The 19,377-nt window shown below is 34.2% G+C and carries 18 protein-coding genes; 17 read left to right on the top strand and 1 reads right to left on the bottom strand.

The window, feature by feature from the left end; all coding sequences use genetic code 11:
- Positions 1 to 328: 328 nt before the first annotated feature.
- The 13 genes from glmU (at position 329) to PMOB_RS07410 (ending at position 13,714) form a co-directional block, all read left to right on the top strand.
- Positions 329 to 1,684, top strand: coding sequence for a bifunctional UDP-N-acetylglucosamine diphosphorylase/glucosamine-1-phosphate N-acetyltransferase GlmU (gene glmU / locus PMOB_RS07465; RefSeq protein ID WP_041534116.1), 1,356 nt, complete (start codon positions 329 to 331; stop codon positions 1,682 to 1,684).
- A 2-nt stretch (positions 1,685 to 1,686) separates the two neighbouring features.
- Positions 1,687 to 2,637 (top strand): ribose-phosphate pyrophosphokinase, encoded by a 951-nt coding sequence (locus tag PMOB_RS07460; RefSeq protein WP_012209255.1) that lies wholly within the window; start codon positions 1,687 to 1,689, stop codon positions 2,635 to 2,637.
- 298 nt (positions 2,638 to 2,935) lie between these two features.
- Positions 2,936 to 3,595 carry a 50S ribosomal protein L25 gene (locus PMOB_RS07455; protein ID WP_012209254.1) on the top strand — a complete coding sequence of 220 codons (660 nt, stop codon included), beginning with the start codon at positions 2,936 to 2,938 and terminating at the stop codon, positions 3,593 to 3,595.
- A gap of 3 nt (positions 3,596 to 3,598) precedes the next feature.
- Positions 3,599 to 4,174: an aminoacyl-tRNA hydrolase gene (pth, locus tag PMOB_RS07450; protein WP_012209253.1), complete on the top strand. Its 576-nt coding sequence runs from the start codon at positions 3,599 to 3,601 to the stop codon at positions 4,172 to 4,174.
- A 28-nt stretch (positions 4,175 to 4,202) separates the two neighbouring features.
- Positions 4,203 to 4,898 (top strand): ribonuclease E/G, encoded by a 696-nt coding sequence (locus PMOB_RS11045; RefSeq protein WP_049755299.1) that lies wholly within the window; start codon positions 4,203 to 4,205, stop codon positions 4,896 to 4,898.
- Entirely contained in the window at positions 4,895 to 5,617 is a 723-nt protein-coding gene (locus tag PMOB_RS10300; RefSeq protein ID WP_081429282.1) for a ribonuclease E/G, read from the top strand. The genes PMOB_RS11045 and PMOB_RS10300 overlap by 4 nt, the downstream gene beginning before the upstream one ends.
- 43 nt (positions 5,618 to 5,660) lie before the next feature.
- A complete protein-coding gene (locus tag PMOB_RS07440; protein ID WP_012209251.1) occupies positions 5,661 to 6,896 on the top strand; it encodes an SBBP repeat-containing protein in 1,236 nt (411 codons plus the stop codon).
- 36 nt (positions 6,897 to 6,932) lie between these two features.
- Positions 6,933 to 8,015: an AAA family ATPase gene (locus PMOB_RS07435; protein WP_012209250.1), complete on the top strand. Its 1,083-nt coding sequence runs from the start codon at positions 6,933 to 6,935 to the stop codon at positions 8,013 to 8,015.
- Position 8,016: 1 nt separating this feature from the next.
- Complete coding sequence (locus tag PMOB_RS07430) at positions 8,017 to 9,201, top strand: vWA domain-containing protein (protein ID WP_012209249.1); 1,185 nt, start codon at positions 8,017 to 8,019, stop codon at positions 9,199 to 9,201.
- Positions 9,202 to 9,219: 18 nt separating this feature from the next.
- The gene (locus tag PMOB_RS07425) at positions 9,220 to 9,606 is read left to right on the top strand and encodes a YbaB/EbfC family nucleoid-associated protein (RefSeq protein ID WP_012209248.1); all 387 of its coding nucleotides are present in this window, start codon (positions 9,220 to 9,222) and stop codon (positions 9,604 to 9,606) included.
- Between the two features lie 98 nt (positions 9,607 to 9,704).
- Complete coding sequence (gene gap, locus PMOB_RS07420) at positions 9,705 to 10,709, top strand: type I glyceraldehyde-3-phosphate dehydrogenase (RefSeq protein ID WP_012209247.1); 1,005 nt, start codon at positions 9,705 to 9,707, stop codon at positions 10,707 to 10,709.
- A gap of 69 nt (positions 10,710 to 10,778) precedes the next feature.
- Positions 10,779 to 12,746, top strand: coding sequence for a triose-phosphate isomerase (gene tpiA / locus PMOB_RS07415; protein ID WP_012209246.1), 1,968 nt, complete (start codon positions 10,779 to 10,781; stop codon positions 12,744 to 12,746).
- A 122-nt stretch (positions 12,747 to 12,868) separates the two neighbouring features.
- Positions 12,869 to 13,714, top strand: coding sequence for a GNAT family N-acetyltransferase (locus PMOB_RS07410; RefSeq protein ID WP_012209245.1), 846 nt, complete (start codon positions 12,869 to 12,871; stop codon positions 13,712 to 13,714).
- On the opposite strand, the gene PMOB_RS07405 is transcribed toward PMOB_RS07410, so the two are convergent.
- Positions 13,704 to 14,039: a hypothetical protein gene (locus PMOB_RS07405; protein WP_012209244.1), complete on the bottom strand. Its 336-nt coding sequence runs from the start codon at positions 14,037 to 14,039 to the stop codon at positions 13,704 to 13,706. The genes PMOB_RS07410 and PMOB_RS07405 overlap by 11 nt on opposite strands.
- Positions 14,040 to 14,346: 307 nt before the next feature.
- Between PMOB_RS07405 and PMOB_RS07400 the strand changes: the two genes are divergently transcribed.
- The 4 genes from PMOB_RS07400 to PMOB_RS07385 all read left to right on the top strand — a co-directional run bounded on the left by PMOB_RS07400 (position 14,347) and on the right by PMOB_RS07385 (position 19,329).
- Positions 14,347 to 16,023 (top strand): peptidylprolyl isomerase, encoded by a 1,677-nt coding sequence (locus PMOB_RS07400; protein WP_012209243.1) that lies wholly within the window; start codon positions 14,347 to 14,349, stop codon positions 16,021 to 16,023.
- 68 nt (positions 16,024 to 16,091) lie between these two features.
- Positions 16,092 to 16,550: a QueT transporter family protein gene (locus PMOB_RS07395; protein WP_012209242.1), complete on the top strand. Its 459-nt coding sequence runs from the start codon at positions 16,092 to 16,094 to the stop codon at positions 16,548 to 16,550.
- A 5-nt stretch (positions 16,551 to 16,555) separates the two neighbouring features.
- Positions 16,556 to 17,944, top strand: a complete 1,389-nt coding sequence (locus tag PMOB_RS07390; protein WP_012209241.1) for a pyruvate carboxylase subunit B — start codon at positions 16,556 to 16,558, stop codon at positions 17,942 to 17,944.
- Positions 17,945 to 18,126: 182 nt separating this feature from the next.
- On the top strand, positions 18,127 to 19,329 hold the full coding sequence (locus tag PMOB_RS07385) for a sugar ABC transporter substrate-binding protein (RefSeq protein ID WP_012209240.1): 1,203 nt from the start codon (positions 18,127 to 18,129) through the stop codon (positions 19,327 to 19,329).
- Positions 19,330 to 19,377: the final 48 nt, after the last annotated feature.

The following is a 19,377-nucleotide window of genomic DNA, read 5'->3' as shown; positions in this document are numbered from 1 at the left end:
TGCAAAAAGTTTTTTCATGGTGCTTTTGAAGTAATATCCTAATTCTCATTTGCGAAGCATTTTGCAGCCTTATGCAAAACGCCTTTTGCTGATCTGTGCAAAATGTTTTGTTTTGCAATGCTTTAGAAATGTTTTCCAAAATCTCGTTTGCGTAGCAAACGATGTACCACGCAAACAATGTTTTTAAATGATTTTTTGCTGATTTATGCAAAGAAGCTTTTGTTTCCAGAGCTGTGCAAAAAAGATCTTTTAAAAAAGAGATTTTTGTTTTTGGGGAGTTTGAGGGGGGGTACCCCTCAATGTCCAATTATGAAAGGAGGAGGTAGATATAAAAGTATTAATACTTGCCGCTGGGCAAGGAAAACGAATGAAATCAAAGATCCCAAAAGTTGCACATAAAATTCTCGATAAACCAATGATAAATTGGGTTATCGATGTTGCAAAAGAGATAACCGACGAAATCGGGATAGTCCTAGGAAATGGTAAAGATCTAGTAAAAGAATTGTTGGCTGAAAATGTTAAAATTTTTGAGCAAAAAGAAAGATTGGGAACGGGTCACGCTGTTCTCTGTGCTGAACAATTTCTCGATGATAACGATATCTTGATACTTTACGGCGACGTGCCTTTTATTTCTTACCATACCCTGAATACTCTCGTTGAAAAACATCTAAAAGATGATAACAGTTCGACTATTCTATCAGTAAGACTAGAGGATCCAACTGGTTATGGACGCATAATAAAAAACGAAGATAAATTTGTTAAAATAGTAGAAGAGAAGGATGCTAATCCTTCTGAAAAGCAAATAAAAGAAGTTTATACAGGTATTGCTGTTTACAAAGGAGAACAATTAAAAAAAGCCTTACACCATATCACCCCACAAAATGCCCAAGGAGAATATTATTTGACCGATGTTTTTGAGCATATGGAAAAAGTTGGTGTGGTAGATTTAGAAAATGAAATAGAAGTTATGGGCATAAACGATAGGATACAGTTAGCAGAGGCTGAAAAAAAGATAAGAAAAGAAATTTTAAAGAAACACATGTTAAATGGAGTTACAATACAGGATCCAGATTCCACATACATCTCCGCCGATGTAAGTATTGGCCCTGATACAATAATTTATCCTCAAACATTTATATATGGAAAAACGACCATTGGCGAAGATTGTGAAATAGGTCCACTAACGAGGATCAAAGATTGTATCATAGAAGATAAGGTGAGAATAATTCGATCAGAATGCGAATTAAGTAGAATACAAAAAAATGTTTCAATAGGTCCTTTTTCAAGGCTGAGAGAAGGAACAGAATTACAAGAAAACGTTAAAATAGGCAATTTTGTTGAAACTAAGAAAACGAAGATATCCTGCAACAGCAAAGCACAACATTTAACTTATTTGGGCGACACTTATGTTGGAAAAGATGTAAACGTTGGTGCAGGAACTATAACATGTAACTATGATGGTAAGAAAAAGAACAAGACCTTTATAGATGATGGAGCCTTCATTGGAAGTAACACCTCTTTAGTTGCACCTGTTAATGTTGGTAAAAATTCTCTTATTGGAGCGGGTTCTGTAATAACAAAAGATGTACCAGATAATGCTTTAGCTTTAGCAAGATCACATCAAATAAACAAAGAAAATTGGGTGTTAAAAAGGAATTCAGAAAATGTTGAGAAGGGAGTATAAAGATGCCAACTAACGAGAATCAATTCAAGTTATTTGCAGGAAATTCTAACCCTCCTTTGGCAAAAAAAATCGTAGAATACATGGGTACAAGATTGGGGGACTGTGAAGTATCAACTTTTGCAGATGGTGAAGTAAACGTAAAAATTAACGAAACAGTCAGAGGATTCGACGTATACATAATTCAATCCATAGCTCCTCCCGTCAATAATAATATCATGGAGTTATTGATAATGATAGATGCCTTAAGAAGGGCTTCAGCTGCATCTATATCTGCTATAATTCCATACTTTGGGTATGCTCGTCAAGATAGAAAAGCAAGGGGTAGGGATCCAATCACTGCAAAGCTTGTCGCTAACTTAATTACAACTGCGGGAGCGACAAGGGTAGTGACAATAGATCTTCATGCCGAGCAAATCCAAGGGTTCTTTGATATACCAGTTGATAACCTTTGGAGCTTTCCTATTTTCTCAAGATATTTTTTAGAAGAAATGAAATTGACACAAAACGAAACCGTGGTAGTTTCCCCAGATGTTGGTGGGGTAAAAAGAGCTAGAAAGTTTGCCCAAAAACTAGGTTGTTCTCTAGCCATTCTAGACAAAAGGAGGCCGAAAGATAACGTTGCAGAAGTAATCAACGTAATAGGAGAAGTAGAAGGATCCAATTGTATAATATTCGATGATATAATAGATACCGGTGGATCCCTTGTAGCTGCTGCTGAAACTCTACATAATAAAGGTGCAAAAAAGATTATTGCTGCAGCCACACATGGTATATTCTCACTCAATGCTGTTGAAAAATTGCAAAATTCAAGTATTGATAAAATAATTGTTACAGATACAATATATCATAAAGAATTGCCTGACAAATTTGTGGAACTTAAATCCTCTGAACTTTTGGGAGAAGCAATTGTCAGAATAAGAAAAAATTTATCTGTTAGTATACTTTTCAGATAATTAACGGTTGGGGAGCGGGGTGAAAGGGTTTTAAACCAAGTTTTTATAAGTAAGATTTTGATCTTAAAAGGGTCACAGGGCGAAGCCCTTTTGCTGATTTATGCAAAATGATTTGTTTTGCAGTGTTTTAGAAATGTTTCCCAAAATCTCGTTTGCTACGCAAACGATGTACCACGATGTACCACGCAAATGATGTACGGGGATCTTAAGGGGTTTACCCCTTAACGTTTGGCGAAGGGGCGCTATATATAACGTTTTTGGAGATATTAATAAAGACAAATGGTTAGGAGGTTATTGTATGGCAACAGTTTTCAAAATGAATGTTAATAGAAGAGATTCAAAGGTCAAGGCAAAGAAATTCAGAAATGAAAAATTAATTCCAGCAGAAGTATACGGGCCAGCTTTAAAGGAAAACAAACATATAAATATTCCATATAAAGAACTGGAAAGTATGTTAGAAAAAGTTTCTGAGACTACTTTGATTGAACTCAATGTAAAGGGAGAAGATAGCGAAGAAAAATTCACTTGCTTCGTAAAGTCTGTTCAAAGGCATAAAGTATCTGACCAGCCAATTCATGTAGATTTTTATGTTCCAGAAGAAGGAAGAAAAATGAATTTGAGGATACCTTTAGAATTTGAAGGTGAACCCATTGGAGTTACACAAGGGGGTTATTTAAATACCTACGTTCATGAAATACCTGTAGCTATTCTCCCCTCAGATATCGTTGATTCAATAAAAGTGGATATCTCTGCGTTAAAACTAGGTGAATCTTTATCCGTTTCAGATATTAAAAGTCTTCTTCCAAAAAGTGCAGAATCACTTCTTGAAGACGAAGAGCTTGTCATTAGTGTAATTGAACCGAAGTCAGCAGAAGTGACTGAAGAGACGCAAGAAGAAGAAATAACCGAACCTGAAGTAATACAAGAAAAATCAACTCAAGACATGAAGGAAGAATAAAAAGTGAGAAATTTGGTAATAGGTTTAGGAAATCCTGGCCCGCGTTATGTTTTTACAAAACATAACGTGGGTTTTTTAGCTTTAGATAAATATGAAGAAAACAAAAAAAATATATCGAATATTAAAAAAATATCCGGTAAGAACTTTGAAGGCTTTTCTATAGAAAACGATATTTTCATTAAACCGTTAACTTATATGAATGCAAGTGGAGAAGTGTTACCATATGTTTTTAAAAAATTTGGTAAAATAGAGGAAAGTTTAGTAATAATTTACGATGATATTTGGTTGAACTTGGGGGAAATTCGTATAAGAAAAAACGGTTCTGATGGGGGACACAACGGATTAAAATCAATAATAGCCATTTTAAAAAGTACCGATTTTCCCAGGATAAGAATAGGTATAAACAATGGATACGAACATGGATCTGGAAATTTAGCAAACTACGTTTTAACCCCTTTTACACAAGAAGAATGGATCATATTGGACAAAGCACTTGACTATGTTACTATTACAATAGACTTGATTTTAGAAGGAAGAATAAACGAAGCGATGAATAAATTTAACAAAAAGATAATTTAGAACAAAGTTGGAGGAAGGAAATTAAGTAATGGACGAAGAAAAGACAATGCTAGTTAGTAAAGCTCTAGAAGAGATCAGAATAGCAATATTGGAAGAAGATAAATTAAGTGAAATTTTTTTCGAGGATTTTGAAACCGATAGAAATATTGGGAAAATCTTTCTGGGTATAATTGAAAATAGGGTTCCGAGTTTGGAGGCTTTTTTTGTTAATATTGGATTAGGAAAGAACGGTTTTCTCAGATACAGAGACGTTCTTGATGATCCCAATCAATATAAAGTTGGAGATAAGATTCTAGTTCAGGTAAGGAAAGACGGTGGAACGAGAAAAGGCCCTCAACTTTCTATGCAAATAAGTTTGCCTGGGAAATATTTAGTATACATTCCAAATTCTAATGAAAGTATTGGGATATCTAGAAAAATTCTCCAAGAAAAAGAAAGAATAAGATTGAGGCAAGTTGCAAAAAAAATTCTAATTGATAACGAATCTATAATATTTAGAACTAATTCTGAAGGAATCGATGAAAAAGAAGTAGAAGTAGAATTAAGCGAAATGCGCAAAATGTATAACAGTATTTTACAAAGATTTCATTCTCAAAAAAATCCTGGAGTTTTATACGAAGAAAGTGATTTTCTTGAGTATATATTAAGGGAAAGATTGGATTCTAAAACAAAAAAAATAATCACAGATGACAGACAAATTTTTAGAAAACTAAAAAAAGTTTGAAAGGTTTCGAACTAAAACCCAAAGTTGAGTTTGTAAGAGGAGATGTTTTTCAGATCCACAATATATACCATCAAATGGAAGAGATCTTTACAAAGAAGATAGAATTATCTGGTGGAGGAACAATTACGGTAGATAGAACGGAAGCTTTAACAGCCATCGATGTAGATTCTGCTGGAAATTTAGAGGGGAAGAATATTGAAGAAACTTCTTTTATTACAAATATGGAAGCAGCCAAAGAAATAGCTAGGCAATTGAAATTAAGGAATATTGGCGGTATGATCGTAGTTGATTTTATTGATATGAAGGACTCTTCACACAAAAAAACGATTATCAATATTCTAAAAGAAGAATCAAAAAAAGATAAATCAAAGGTTACCATATTGGGATTCACAAACATGGGGTTGTTAGAAATTATTAGGAAAAGAACCACACAACCTCTGGATACCAATGTGTATTCACAATGCCCATTGTGTCATGGAACGGGAAAAATCATAGCCCCTTCTCTTGTGCATGGAAGATTGATAAAAGAATTATTGTCCTCCGCAAAGGAAATAAAAAAAGAAAAAATAAAAGTAATTGAAATCAACGCATTTCACAACCTTTCGGGATATTTAACCCCAGCTTTGACTGAAGAACTGGAAAAACAGTTAAACGTAAAATTAGAAGTTTCTTTTAACTGGCTAAATCCCAATTCTTACAATATTAAATACAAAAAATAACTTATTAGCATGAAAGCGGTGAAATATCATTTTAAAGAAAATATTGTTTTTTGCGATAATTACTCTTTCTATCTTTTTTTTCGTTTCTGGAATATATCTCTCTAATTCAAAAACCAATGATACTGTTGATTTTCTGAGTAGCACTTATGATAGCCAAAAGGAGCCTTTAATACAGTATCTTTCAAATACGCAAGAAGTCAACTCAACCAACAGTCAATCTTTTTTCAAAAAGATTGATGAAAATGGGACGTATCTAACTAAAACAATTCAAACAAACAACAATGAATATGTTTCACTGGCTATTAAGGGGAACCAGTACTATTTGTATTTCATAGACGAAGAAGGCAATATAAGAAAAGAAATGTTCATAGAAAGCGGTCAGGTAAGTATAAATGATTTTGTTTTTTTCAATAATACCTTCACTCTAGTGGGACAAAAAAATGGGAAACCTTACATTTTAAATATATCTGATATGGGGGAAATGAACTGGTCTCTTGTCATCAATTTTCAAGGAGCATTAAACTCAATAAAGAATACCTCTGGGAGTTACATCGTTGGAGGATGGGTAATAGCAAATGGTAACAGTCAAGCGTACATCTCTGAAATAAACCTTACCGGAAAGAAAATTTGGGAAAACATGTATGGAAGGGATAGAGAAGAAAAAATCGTTGATTTAGTAATTGATAATAACAGAATCATAGCCTCAGGTACGTCTAATTCTAATCCAGAAAAACAAAACGACTTATTAATATTAGAATATAGTAGAGAGGGAATATTAATATTTTCAGATGAATATGGTTATACAACTTTTCACGAAAATCCAAATAGTATAACCCAAGATAATGAAGGAAACATATATATAGGGGGATACATTACTACACTCAACGAACAAGAGTGGAAAGGCTTTATAATGAAGATATCGAAAGACCTTGAACAAAAAGACACTATTGAAGTTGAATACTTTGAAACTTTATCTATAAAATCACTTTCTCGTGTTGAAGAAGTAAAAGTTTATAACAATCAGATTTATATGTTGGGAGTATGTGTTGACAATTGGCCGGATTATGATCTGTTTTTAAGAATCATAAATCCTAACGGTGTACTAATTGAACAAAAAATCTACGGCACTAACGATCAAGAAATAATCTATTCTTTTGAAATATTACTTGCAGGGGAAATTTTAGGTACGGGGCAGGTAAAAGATTCAAATAATCAAGTTTATCCATTAATTATAAAAACTGATTCATCATACTCAATACCTCAAAAAGAAAAGCCCTAAATCTAAATCATTATCAACGAAAGGAGAATACAACAATTGAAACCATCAACGGTAAAATACCTATCAAAAAAAATAATGGCTTCTGGAGAAATACCTCTCTTATGGGGGCATTTTGGTGTCGGTAAAACGGATATAGCTAAAGAAATAGCTCAAGAGACTGGAAGAGAATTGATCATATTGATCATCTCTCAGATGGAACCCGGAGATCTAATTGGACTCCCTTCTAGGGACGCAGAAAAAACGGTCTTTTTAAAACCTGACTGGTGGCCTAATAAAGATGAAGTAATAATAATGATCGATGAAATAAACAGGGCACACAGATCGATAAGAAATGCTATCATGCAATTATTAATAGACAGAAGAATACATAATCACATATTACCCGCTGGAGCATGGATCATGGGAGCCGCCAATCCTCCCGATGAAGAGTACGATCAAGTAGATTTGATAACCGATCCTGCCTTCATGTCGAGATTTTTTCATTTAGAATTGTCTCCTGATGTTGACGATTGGGTAAACTGGTCTAATCAAGAGCAAGTAAAAGGTGAAGTTATTTCTTTTATCAAAGAATATCCTGAATATCTTTCTTCCGATAATATTGTATCGATGAGACTCAATTTAAGACCCAGTCCCAGAAGTTGGTATAAATTATCCAACGTTTTATCTAATTTATCTGAAGATGATATGAAAAAATATGGTTACGTCATTGCTGCCTCAATAGTTGGATCCGAAGCAGCTAGATCGTTTTTATCTCATTTGGAAAATAAAGTTGAACTACCAAACCCAAAAGATTTACTAATCGAGGGCAAAAATCTTGAAAGAATCGAGAAATTGACCAATGAAGAAAAAGTAAGTCTTATTTTGAGAATAAATAATTATTTTGAATCATTAAATGAAGAAGAAATGGAACAATTATTATCTGATGGCGATCAAAAAACAATCGCAGAAAATGTAAAGATCATAAGTGAGGTCATACCTAAGGATGCTATGTTCTCCGTATTAAGATTTCTAAACGAAATGGTAGAAAAAAATAAAGGATTAAAAAAAGCCTTTTACGACAAACTTTTGGAAGAAATTGCCATTAAACTAGGAGATTCCACTTGGATGGAAGGAATTTAGAATGGATGATATACTTCAAAAGGCTTGGATTGAACTGGAAAAAGAAAGCTTATTTTTTTCTTACTTGAGGATGAATTTTGATTCAATGCCAACCACTTCAGTAAGAACTATAAAGGTTTCAATAACAGCTCAAGGGAAATTTAGATTGTTGTATAATCCAAACCGTTTAAAAAATATTGGTTTAATATTAACCAAAGGAATTTTAAAACACGAAATTTACCATATAATTTTTGGACATATATTCATAAAACCTAAAAACAAAAGGGAAAGAGGTATTTGGGATTTAGCAATGGACGCAGCGGTAAACCAGTATATCAGAGAATTAGATGTATTTGCAGAACCTTTAGATGTAATGGTAGCCGAAGGACATGCCCCAGACAACGAATTCTTTTTTGTTACCGCTCCCATGAACCTCTTAAATAAAACGGCAGAAGAATACTATAGATACGCAATGGATTTGTTGGAAAAAAACAAGATGATCGATATAGAAGAGATATTAGAAAAAAGAGAGAACAATCTTGACTCACACGACTTTTCATCAGATATTCCAGAAGAAATGGCTTTTGATATCGTAAGTGAGTTTGTTACAAAAGCTTACGACAAAAGCAAAGACAATCTTCCCGATGGTATAGAATTAGCAGTTTCTCTTATGGTAACAAAACCTTTCTTTAACTGGGAAACAATGTTAAGAAGATTTTTTGGTAGTTCTATTATCGTTGAAAAATATAGGACCCTAATGAGACCAAATAGAAGATATGAGGATCAACCAGGTTGGAGATCAAAAATGGGACCAAATATTGCAATAATCATCGATACAAGTGGTTCAATTATAGAAGAAGAATACAATGCTTTTTTCAGTGAAATAGAAAATATTGCAAAATCTCTCGGTGGAAAAGTAACCCTAATTCAAGCAGACAGTCATATCCAAAATATTATGACCTATCACAAAGGGAGCTGGAAGGAACTAGTTTTAAAAGGTAAAGGGTCAACTGACATGCAACCCGCAGTTGATTACGTTGAGGAAAATTTAAGACCAGAAGGCATAATCATATTCACAGACGGTTGGGTTGAAGTACCAAATGTACAAAGGAGGATCCTCTTTATCTTGTCAAAAAAACACAACCCCGATTTTATAAATAATGTGATAGAATATTATGGAAAGAACAGTATTGCAATTATCAGCTAACCGTTAGGAGGAATATTTATGGCCAAAAAAATGAAAAGTTTAGGTGGAAGATCTCTTTCTAAAAAGACCGGCAGCAAAACCGATATGAACAAAATGCTTCAAGAAGCGCAAAGGGCACAAGTTGAAATGCAAGAAGAACTAGATAAGCTGGATGAAGAGTTATCCAACGTTGAAGTAGAAGCCACCGCAGGCGGGGGTGTAGTAAAGGTTGTGGCAACATGCGATATGAGAATAAAAGATATAGTTATATCTGAAGAAGTTGAAGATGAAGATATAGACACCTTAAAAGATCTTATAATAGCTGCTTCAAATGAAGCGATAGAAAAGGCTAGCAAACTTAAAGAGGAAAAAACTAACGAGATTTCACAAAAATTCTTAGGAACTCTGCCTAACTTTGGGGCTTAAAAAAATTAACTTTTTCTTTTCAAAAATGCATAATTTCATGTGTACAATAAAAGTAAGAGAAAAAAATAACAAACAATTTAACAGGAGGTGTTTTATAAGTGGCAGTTAAAATAGGGATAAACGGTTTTGGGAGAATAGGTAGATTAGTTTTTAGGCAGTTAGTTGAAAACCCAAACTTTGAAGTAGTGGCGATAAACGATCTTACAGATTCAAAAACTTTAGGGACACTTTTAAAATACGATTCCGTTCATGGAAAATTCAAAGGAACGGTGGAGGTAATTGATAGCGGTTTAAAGGTCAACGGGAAAGAGATCAAGGTTTTGGCAGAAAAAGATCCCGCCAACCTCCCATGGGGTGAATTAGGTGTTTCAATAGTTATCGAATCTACAGGTGTATTTGTAAGTAAAGAAAAGGCTTCTGCACACCTAAAAGCTGGTGCTAAGAAAGTTATAATCACCGCTCCAGCAAAAGGTGAAGTAGATGCAACGGTAGTTATGGGAGTTAATGACGATGTAATCACTCCTCAGATGGAAGTTATTTCAAACGCATCTTGTACAACCAACTCAATTGCACCAGTTATTAAGGTACTAAACGACAAATTAAAAATTAAAAGAGGTTTGTTAACCACCGTTCATTCATTTACAAACGATCAAAGGGTTTTAGACTTACCTCATAAAGATTTGAGAAGAGCAAGAGCAGCATCTCTAAATATTATCCCAACGACAACCGGGGCTGCTAAAGCTGTTGGATTAGTAATTCCAGAACTAAAGGGTAAGTTAGATGGAATGGCTTTGAGAGTTCCCACTCCAGATGGATCTATTAGTGATTTAACTGTAGAAGTGGAAAAACCAACAACCGTTGAAGAAATAAACAAAATGATGAAAGATGCCGTAGAAAATGAATTAAAAGGTCTCTTTGAATATAGTGAAGAACCAATTGTTTCTTCTGATATTGTTGGTTCAACTGTTGCAGGAATATTCGATGCTACATTAACTAATGTAATTGATGGAACTTTTGTTAAAGTGTGTGCCTGGTACGACAACGAAAATGGATACTCATCAACCGTTGTCAAATTGACTGAAAAATTAGCTAAGATGCTGTAATTGCAATCAAAAAGAGGGGATTTAATCCCCTTTTTCTTTAAAAGAAATGTGAATATAGGGGGTGTCAATATGGAAAAATTAACTATAAAAGACGTAGATCTTAAAGGCAAAAAAGTCATAATGAGAGTTGATTTCAACGTTCCTATAAAAGATGGAAAAATAACCGATGAAACAAGAATCGTAGCCGCTCTTGACACAATTCAATACGCCTTAGACAAAGGAGCAAAAGTAATATTACTATCTCACTTAGGCCGTCCCAAAGGTGAAAAGGACCCTCAATTTTCTCTAAAACCCGTAGCCGATAGATTAGGTGAGCTATTAAATAATAAAGTTTATTTTGTAGATGAAACCAGAGGACCAAAAGTTGAAGAAGCTGTTTCAGAGTTAAAAGAAGGTGAAGTATTAGTTCTTGAAAATACAAGATTTGAAAAAGGTGAAACAAAAAACGATCCTGAACTGGCAAAATATTGGGCTTCTTTAGCTGATCTTCATGTTAATGATGCTTTTGGAACGGCTCATAGAGCACACGCTTCAAATGTTGGAATCGCGGACTATATACCAAGTGTTGCAGGATTTTTGATGGAAAAAGAGATCGAATTTTTACAAAAGGCCGTTGAAAACCCTGAAAAACCGTATGTAGTAATCCTGGGTGGTGCTAAAGTATCCGACAAAATAGGGGTAATAAATAATTTGTTAAATAAAGCCGATAAGATTTTAATCGGCGGAGCAATGATGTTTACTTTTTTAAAAGCTTTAGATAAAAAGGTTGGTTCTTCATTAGTAGAGGAAGATAAACTCGATGTTGCAAAAGAAATTCTAGAAAATGCTAAAGCAAAAGGCGTTGAGATTGTTTTACCTATTGATGCCGTTATCGCTCAAAAAATAGAAGCAGGTGTTGAAAAGAAAACCGTAAAAATAGATGATGGAATTCCCGAAGGTTGGATGGGCTTAGATATAGGACTTGAAACCGTATCTTTATTTAAAGAGAAAATTTCTGATTCCAAAACGATCGTTTGGAACGGTCCTATGGGAGTTTTTGAAATAGATGATTTTGCTTTTGGTACCGAAGAAGTAGCAAAGGCAATTGCAGAAGTAACTAAAAAAGGTTGCATAAGTATTATAGGTGGAGGAGATTCTGCGGCTGCGGCAGAAAAATTCGGTTTGGCTAGCGAATTTTCACACGTTTCAACTGGTGGAGGAGCCTCTTTAGAGTTTTTAGAAGGTATAGAATTGCCAGGTATCTCTTCAATATCCGAAAAAAAAAATCTGAATGAAAGAATATTCATTCTTGCTGGAAATTGGAAGATGAACAAGACAAACGCGGAAGCAGCTGAATTTGTCTCAAAACTAATAGGACAGATAAAAACTCAAGATAAGTTTGAAGTTATTGTTTGCCCGCCTTTCACAGCTCTTGAAAAGGTAAGGGATATCACAAGTACTTCTAGTATAAAAGTAGGTGCCCAAAATGTTTATTACGAGGATAAAGGTGCTTACACAGGCGAGATCTCAGTTAATATGTTGAAAGATATAGGAGTAGAATATGTAATTCTTGGTCATTCCGAGAGAAGGCACATCTTTCAAGAAAGCGATGAACTCATAAACAAGAAGCTCAAAAAGGTATTAGCATCAGGTTTAAAACCCATACTGTGTGTAGGTGAACAGCTGGAAGAGCGTGAAAAGGGTTTAACGTTCAACGTTGTAGAAAGACAGATTAAAGAAGCTCTTTATGGTTTAACAGAAGAAGAATCAAAAAAGATCATAATCGCCTACGAACCCGTATGGGCAATCGGAACAGGCAAAGTAGCAACACCCAACCAAGCTCAAGAAGTTCATAAGTTTATCAGAGACCTTTTGAAAGATATCTTCAATGAAGAATTCGCTAAAAAAACTACAATACTTTATGGTGGAAGCATAAAACCAAACAATTATTTGGGCCTTTTTGGTAAACCAGATATAGACGGCGGTTTAGTTGGAGGTGCCTCATTAACACAAGAATTTGTAGAGCTTGCCAATATTATGAAATCAATCATCGAATAAGCCACCTTACAGGGTGGCTTTTTTTCATATTTTTCTTTTTTTATGTTAGAATTGTACATAGTAGAGATTTCGTAAAATTGGATAGTATGGTTTGATCTGTGAAAAGGAAGGAGGGGGGAACGATGATTACTTACGAATCACTAAAAAATGTTTCAACGAGCGTTGTTATCGAGCTCGTAAATGAAGTATTTAAAGACTATGTTTTTCCAGTGAATTGGAATTTGGAAAGTTTTGAAAAAGATGTGAAAGAAAACTCTATTTCCATAGAAGATTCTTTTATAGCTCTTTCTGACGGCATACCTGTAGGTTTTAGTATTATATCCATACGAAAAGATGTTGGAAGAATCGACTCATTTGGAGTAAAAGAAGAATTTAGAGGAAAAGGGTTGGCTTCTGAAATCATCTTTCGAACAATTGAAACATTAAAATGGAAAGAGATAAAGAAAATAATCTTAGAAGTTGCCCAAAGTGATTTAAGGTCTATAAGATTTTATAATAAGCATGGTTTTAGGGCAACAAGGGAGCTGGCTTCTTTTTTTAAAGAAAAAGATAACTCATCAAATGCTCATTTCAAATACGAACAAACTACTTCAGATGTAATCCATGAAATGGCAATAGAAGCAAAATTTAGATTTAAGAGAAAACCAAATTGGCAAAGAGAACCTATAACCATAAAACTTAGTGAAAACAGATACAACTATGAAATCATCTCCGACAACAATAAGAAATGCGGCTATGTTGTGTGGGGATTCAACAAAGATAATTGTTACATAGTCGATGCCTCCCCTGTTGAAGAGGGTTACACCTTCGACGCAATAATTGAAGATATCTCATCTAAACTTTTTGAAATAAAAGATAGAATTGTTTTAGTCTCAGTTCCAGAAGATGATCCGTTGTACAAAGCTTTAATTGACAATAATTATTCTATATTTATAAAACAAATAGAAATGGAAAGAATCATTCATTGATTAATTTAGGCTCTATTTGAACAAATTCATCGATATTCAAATTGTCGTTTATAGATACGAAATAATAAGATTTATAACTTTCTTTTGTCTCTAATTTCACGTTATGTTTTTCTTTTCCAGCCTCAAGTGTAAAAATAAGCTCATTTCCATTTTTTATTAGATCGTGAGATAATAACTTTTCACTAGTAGATTTTAGAGCGTATAAGACAAAAAATAGATGTTTGTTTCCTCTTTTGTAGCTAATTTCAGTTTCTAATTGAGGCAGTTGATCATTGAATTTGTGGTATAAAGTTTTCATTATCAGTTTCTCTTTTAATGGAATCAATACAATCCCTCCCTCCTTTAGGTAGGTTAATCTACTCTTAACTAGAAAGTTATATAATTTTCATTCTATTATACCACATATAAAAGAATCAGCCAAATTTTCTAGCATAATTTTTAAGCTTCTTTTAATTATTAACAGTTATCATGAAAGTATTGCTATTCCTTTCCTTATTGGTGGGGATCGGTGGAAGGGCAAAAAAATCCTTTTCCTTATGGGCGGGCTGCGGGGCGAAGGGGCGCTAAAACAGGTTTTAGAGTTTTTGAAGTCAGTATATCGTATAAAATTATCAAATCAGAGGAGGTCCAAGATGAAAAAACTTTTAGTAGTATTTGGTATTCTAGTAATTCTCTCTGTATCAATATTCTCAGAATCAGTGGCATATTTAACTTCACAGGATGGGGAACAAATTCACGAATCTTATTTTTTGGAATTGGATCAATTGATGGGGGAGTATCACAATACATTATTGAATATGTTGAGTCAAAACCCCCAATACGATCAGTATTTTAACAAACCATTAGATCTAATAAGTATAACTGATGTTTTAATGGAATACAAAGCCATGGAAAAGTTTTTAAACGATAATGGGATAACGTTGGATGCAACGAAAATTTCCCAAGAAACAGATCAGATGTACAGTCAATACATGGGAAATGAAAGCACAAAGCAAATTTTCTTAATGTTTTTTGAAAAAGAAGAATATTTTCGTGGTTTCGTTAGCAGCCTAGTGTATAGAAATGAGGTAATTAACGAATTAAGAAATTATTTTTCCAATTTCTCAGAAGTAGAACTATCAACCTATGTTTCGGATAACCTAGAAAATTTCAAAAACGAATTTGATACAGTTAAAATCAGTAGAATTGTAACAGTAGATGAAAGTACAGCCAATAACCTTAAATCTGAGATATTGCAAAATAATATCTCTTTCACTGACGCAGCTTCAAAAAACTCTGTAGACGCTCAAACAGCATCAGTTGGTGGATTGGTTGGATGGGTAAAACGTGGAGATATTTCTGAAAATATATTTGAAGCTTCACTCTCTTCAACTCCTGGAGAAATAATCGGTCCATTAAGTTCTCCGTTGGGATATGAAATAGTGAGAGTTGAAGACAAAAAGATATATGAAACAGCGGATGAGTTATTAGCAGACGAAGATATAAAAAGTCAATTGACTGCTAGTTATGTGGATTATCAGATCAACAATTGGTACGGGCCATACATATCTAACTACGATTTTGTAATTTCATACGAACCCTTGGATATAGCATACGATATTTATTATGCGCAATCTTTTGAAGACTTAGCAAATGTTGAAAAGAAGTACCGTGAAGCTATATTAAACGATAATGAGTTACCTGAAGAATGGTATGTCTCTTATATTTTCACTGTGGAAAATCTACTTCCTATGAAAATTTCTCAAAAAAATGATTTTGAAAGCTATTTGAATATAGCTCAATCCTATCCAGAATTTCTAGGATATAGCAACGATGAAATAAATAATCAAATTGAATATTATACCCAAATCAAAGACACCGCCGAGTCGACAGATCTCCGTAACGAAGCCTCCCAAAAAGAATTTGCTTTAAGGGAAATTGCATATTTACAAGGTACCTATGGAGTCTTCACAGAGCCAGAAATTCAGAGCAAATACAATGAATTAACAAACGATGTAGAACAAATGAATGTAGCCTTGGAAAATTCTCTCGTGGCATTAAGAGAAGTGAATCCAGATTCCATAGAGATTATAGGAAGATTATATCAAGTAAAACCTGACGATCCTAATGTAGCTTTTGACTATTATGCAACTGTTTACTCCTACATTTTAGAGTATTATAATTCAACAGGTGACATTGAATCTGTAAGACAAGATTTGGAAACAATAAAAGGTACCTTAGATTCATTAAATACAGAAAGCCTTGATGAAGAAAGATCTAATCAAAGGCAGCAAATACTCGAGAATATAGATCTACTTTTAAATCAATAAAAACTTTAATTTAAAAATAATCTGGTAGAGTTGAAATACTTTACCAGATTTTTCATTTTGGAGGAGATATGAGTTCAATAAGGATCGTTAGAGCCTCTTTAATAGCGGCATTATATGTTGTTCTTTGTATTATATTTCAACCTATCAGTTTCGGCCCTATACAGGTTAGAATTGCTGAGGCTTTTGTGGTTCTGACTTATCTTGATCCTGCATTTATTCCAGGAATCTACGTAGGTGCACTGTTAGCAAATATAATAGGTGGTTTGGGTGCTTGGGATATCTGGTTTGGAAGTTTATTGACCTTGATAGCAGGAATTATAACTTGGAAGATGCCAAATGAGTATTTAGCTCCTCTTCCTCCCATATTAATTAACGCCTTTGGGGTGTCTGCTTATGTCGCCCCATTGTATGGAGTACCGTATTTCTTTTCTGTACTTTGGATAGGAGTCGGAGAAGCTGTTGCAACGTATATTATAGGGCTTCCAATTTTAAAGATTTTTAAAAGAAATTTTTACAAAAGGAGTTGAATAAGATGAATAAAAAACCATATATAGTTGATACAACTTTAAGAGACGGGCAACAATCTTTAATAGCAACGAGATTAAAAATGGATGATTTTGAAGGTCAATTGACAGACTTCGATCAAGTTGGCTATTATTCTATGGAAGTATGGGGTGGGGCTACTTACGATTCATGCATAAGATACCTCAACGAAGATCCATGGCAAAGGCTAAAAACCATAAGAGCGAAATTAAAAAATACCAAAATCCAAATGCTTCTAAGAGGGCAAAATTTAGTTGGATACAGAAATTATGCCGATGACGTGGTAGAATTATTCGTTAACAAAGTAGCTGACTACAGCATGGATATCATAAGGGTTTTCGATGCTTTAAACGATATTCGTAACTTGGAAAAGTCTATAGAGGTTGCAAAAAAAAGAAATATTCATGTTCAAGGAGCTATATGTTATACCGTTAGTCCCGTTCACAATCTGCAGTACTATTTAAATTATACAAAAGAATTAGTGGAAAGAGGCGTCGATTCAATTGTTATAAAAGATATGGCGGGATTGTTAAAACCAAAAGATGCCTATGATTTGGTAAAAGAAATCAAGAAGAAATTCAACATCCTTGTTGATATTCATTCTCACGCAACCACTGGTCTTGCTTCTATGGCTTATTTCGCTGGAGTAGAAGCTGGAGCAGACATTCTGGATTTAGCGTTGAGCCCTTTTGCTAACGGTACCTCAGAACCAGCGGTCGAACCTTTTGTCTACACCTACGACTTAGATCTAGATACAAAAACAATAATGAAATTGGTTGAATATTTTTGGAAGGTAAGGTCGAAATACAGTGAGTACGATGTCAAGATGGAATCAATAGATGCCAGAATATTAAATGCTCAAATCCCTGGAGGTATGCTTTCTAATTTAGTTTCTCAACTAAAGTCACAAAAGGCTGAAGATAAATTAAGCGATGTTCTACAAGAAGTACCTAAGGTTCGAAAAGATTTAGGATATCCCCCTTTGGTAACCCCCACTAGTCAGATCGTAGGAGTTCAAGCTGTTTTAAACGTATTAACTGGTAAAAGATATTCAATGATAACTAACGAAGTAAAAAATTACTTGAAAGGCCTCTATGGAAAACCACCTGCCCCAGTAGACGAAGAATTATACAAATTAGCATTAGTCAATGAGAAACCCATAGACTATAGACCAGCAGATGATTTAGAACCTGAGCTAGAAAAAGCGAAAAAGGAAATAGGCATATTGGCTCAGAATGATGAAGATTTATTGACCTACGTTTTATTCAAAGAAGTTGGTAAAAAATTCTTGAAAAATAATTACGTTCGTTCACTTAACATTGACCTAAACCTGGCAGAAAGCTTTCAGAATGAAGATACAGCAATTTATCCTGTTTAAATTTTTGAGAAAAATATCGAAAAACTGAGATTTTTGCTCTTAATCGGAAATAATTCTTGATAATCACCTTTAACCGGATTTAATCGCCAATAATCCCGATTTGAAATTGTATCCTTTTTTGTTATAATTAGTTTAGTAAAAACGTTTCCATAAGGAAAAAACACTCAAAAGGGGGTATTAAGATGAAAAAAGGCTTAATTTTAACTTTGGTAATGTTAGTAGGAGCACTTTCACTTTTTTCACAAACTTTAACCGTGTGGTCTTCTGAATTGCAAGTTGACTTTATGAGAAGAATCGGCCAGCAGTTTACCAGAGATACTGGTATCAACGTCGAAGTTCAAATGGTTAATTTCGGTGATATCAAGTCAAAATTTCTAACTTCAGCACAGGCGGGGGAAGGTCCTGATATAATAGTAGGAGCTAATGATTGGGTTGGAGAATTAGCATTAAATGGCCTGCTTGAACCTATTCCACAATCTGCTATCGAACTTAACAAGTTTGCTCCATCAGGAATTCAAGCATTCACATATGAAGGTAGGCTCTATGGATTGCCTTACGCCATTGAAGCAGTTGGATTATTATACAACAGGGATTATGTGAGTGATGATGAAGTTCCAACAAATATAAACGAATTAATGGCTTTGGCAAAAGAATTAACAACAGATGAAACGGTTGGATTCGCTGTTGTTCCTAACGATTTTTATCAAACTTATGGTTTCTTTAGCGGATATGGTGCTTATGTCTTTGATTATGATTCTAGGACTGGTTACGATATATCTGATATAGGATTGAACAATGAAGGAGCTATAAAAGCCGGATATCGTTTGAAGAGTTTCTTCGACGAAGGTATAATGCCTCAAGGTATGGGTTACACTATTATGGATTCCATGTTTACAGACGGGTTAATTGCCATGATGATAAATGGTCCATGGTCCGTAAAAAGATATATAGATGCGGGTATAGACTTTGGAGTAGTGCCATTAACAAGCATAGAAGTTGAACCAGGTAAACAAATGAGACCTTTTGTGGGTTCACAAGGATTGATGATCAATTCTAGATCACAAAACAAGGCGTTTGCTATGGAATTTGTGATCAATTACTTAGCAACAGCTGAAGGAATATATCAATTCTATATCGCTGATCCGAGAGGTCCTTCAAGATTGGATGTAGCCCAAATAGTAGACGAACAAGGTGGTCCAGTTCCAGCAGAAATGGTTGCAGCATTCACAGAAAGCGCATCAGGTGGAGAACCAATGCCTAATATACCAGCAATGCAATCTGTATGGCAACCTATGAGTGATGCTCTAAACAACATTATAAACGGAACACAAACACCGGAAGATGCTCTTAACGATGCCGTATCAAAGATAAAAGCAGCTTTGTAATTTATAACCTTTGATTGATCTTCTAAGATTAAAAGATAACAAGATTAA

This window comes from Petrotoga mobilis SJ95, assembly GCF_000018605.1.
Classification (GTDB): domain Bacteria; phylum Thermotogota; class Thermotogae; order Petrotogales; family Petrotogaceae; genus Petrotoga; species Petrotoga mobilis.
This window is presented reverse-complemented; position numbering and strand designations above follow the sequence as displayed.

What these genes read in the sequence shown, in the direction of transcription:
- PMOB_RS07455 (WP_012209254.1), top strand. Translation starts at nt 2,936, where the DNA reads ATGGCAACAGTTTTCAAAATGAATGTTAATAGAAGAGATTCAAAGGTC.
- PMOB_RS07400 (WP_012209243.1), top strand. Translation starts at nt 14,347, where the DNA reads ATGAAAAAACTTTTAGTAGTATTTGGTATTCTAGTAATTCTCTCTGTA.
- tpiA (WP_012209246.1), top strand. Translation starts at nt 10,779, where the DNA reads ATGGAAAAATTAACTATAAAAGACGTAGATCTTAAAGGCAAAAAAGTC.
- PMOB_RS07425 (WP_012209248.1), top strand. Translation starts at nt 9,220, where the DNA reads ATGGCCAAAAAAATGAAAAGTTTAGGTGGAAGATCTCTTTCTAAAAAG.
- PMOB_RS07460 (WP_012209255.1), top strand. Translation starts at nt 1,687, where the DNA reads ATGCCAACTAACGAGAATCAATTCAAGTTATTTGCAGGAAATTCTAAC.
- PMOB_RS07410 (WP_012209245.1), top strand. Translation starts at nt 12,869, where the DNA reads ATGATTACTTACGAATCACTAAAAAATGTTTCAACGAGCGTTGTTATC.
- PMOB_RS07385 (WP_012209240.1), top strand. Translation starts at nt 18,127, where the DNA reads ATGAAAAAAGGCTTAATTTTAACTTTGGTAATGTTAGTAGGAGCACTT.
- PMOB_RS07430 (WP_012209249.1), top strand. Translation starts at nt 8,017, where the DNA reads ATGGATGATATACTTCAAAAGGCTTGGATTGAACTGGAAAAAGAAAGC.
- PMOB_RS07390 (WP_012209241.1), top strand. Translation starts at nt 16,556, where the DNA reads ATGAATAAAAAACCATATATAGTTGATACAACTTTAAGAGACGGGCAA.
- PMOB_RS07395 (WP_012209242.1), top strand. Translation starts at nt 16,092, where the DNA reads ATGAGTTCAATAAGGATCGTTAGAGCCTCTTTAATAGCGGCATTATAT.
- PMOB_RS11045 (WP_049755299.1), top strand. Translation starts at nt 4,203, where the DNA reads ATGGACGAAGAAAAGACAATGCTAGTTAGTAAAGCTCTAGAAGAGATC.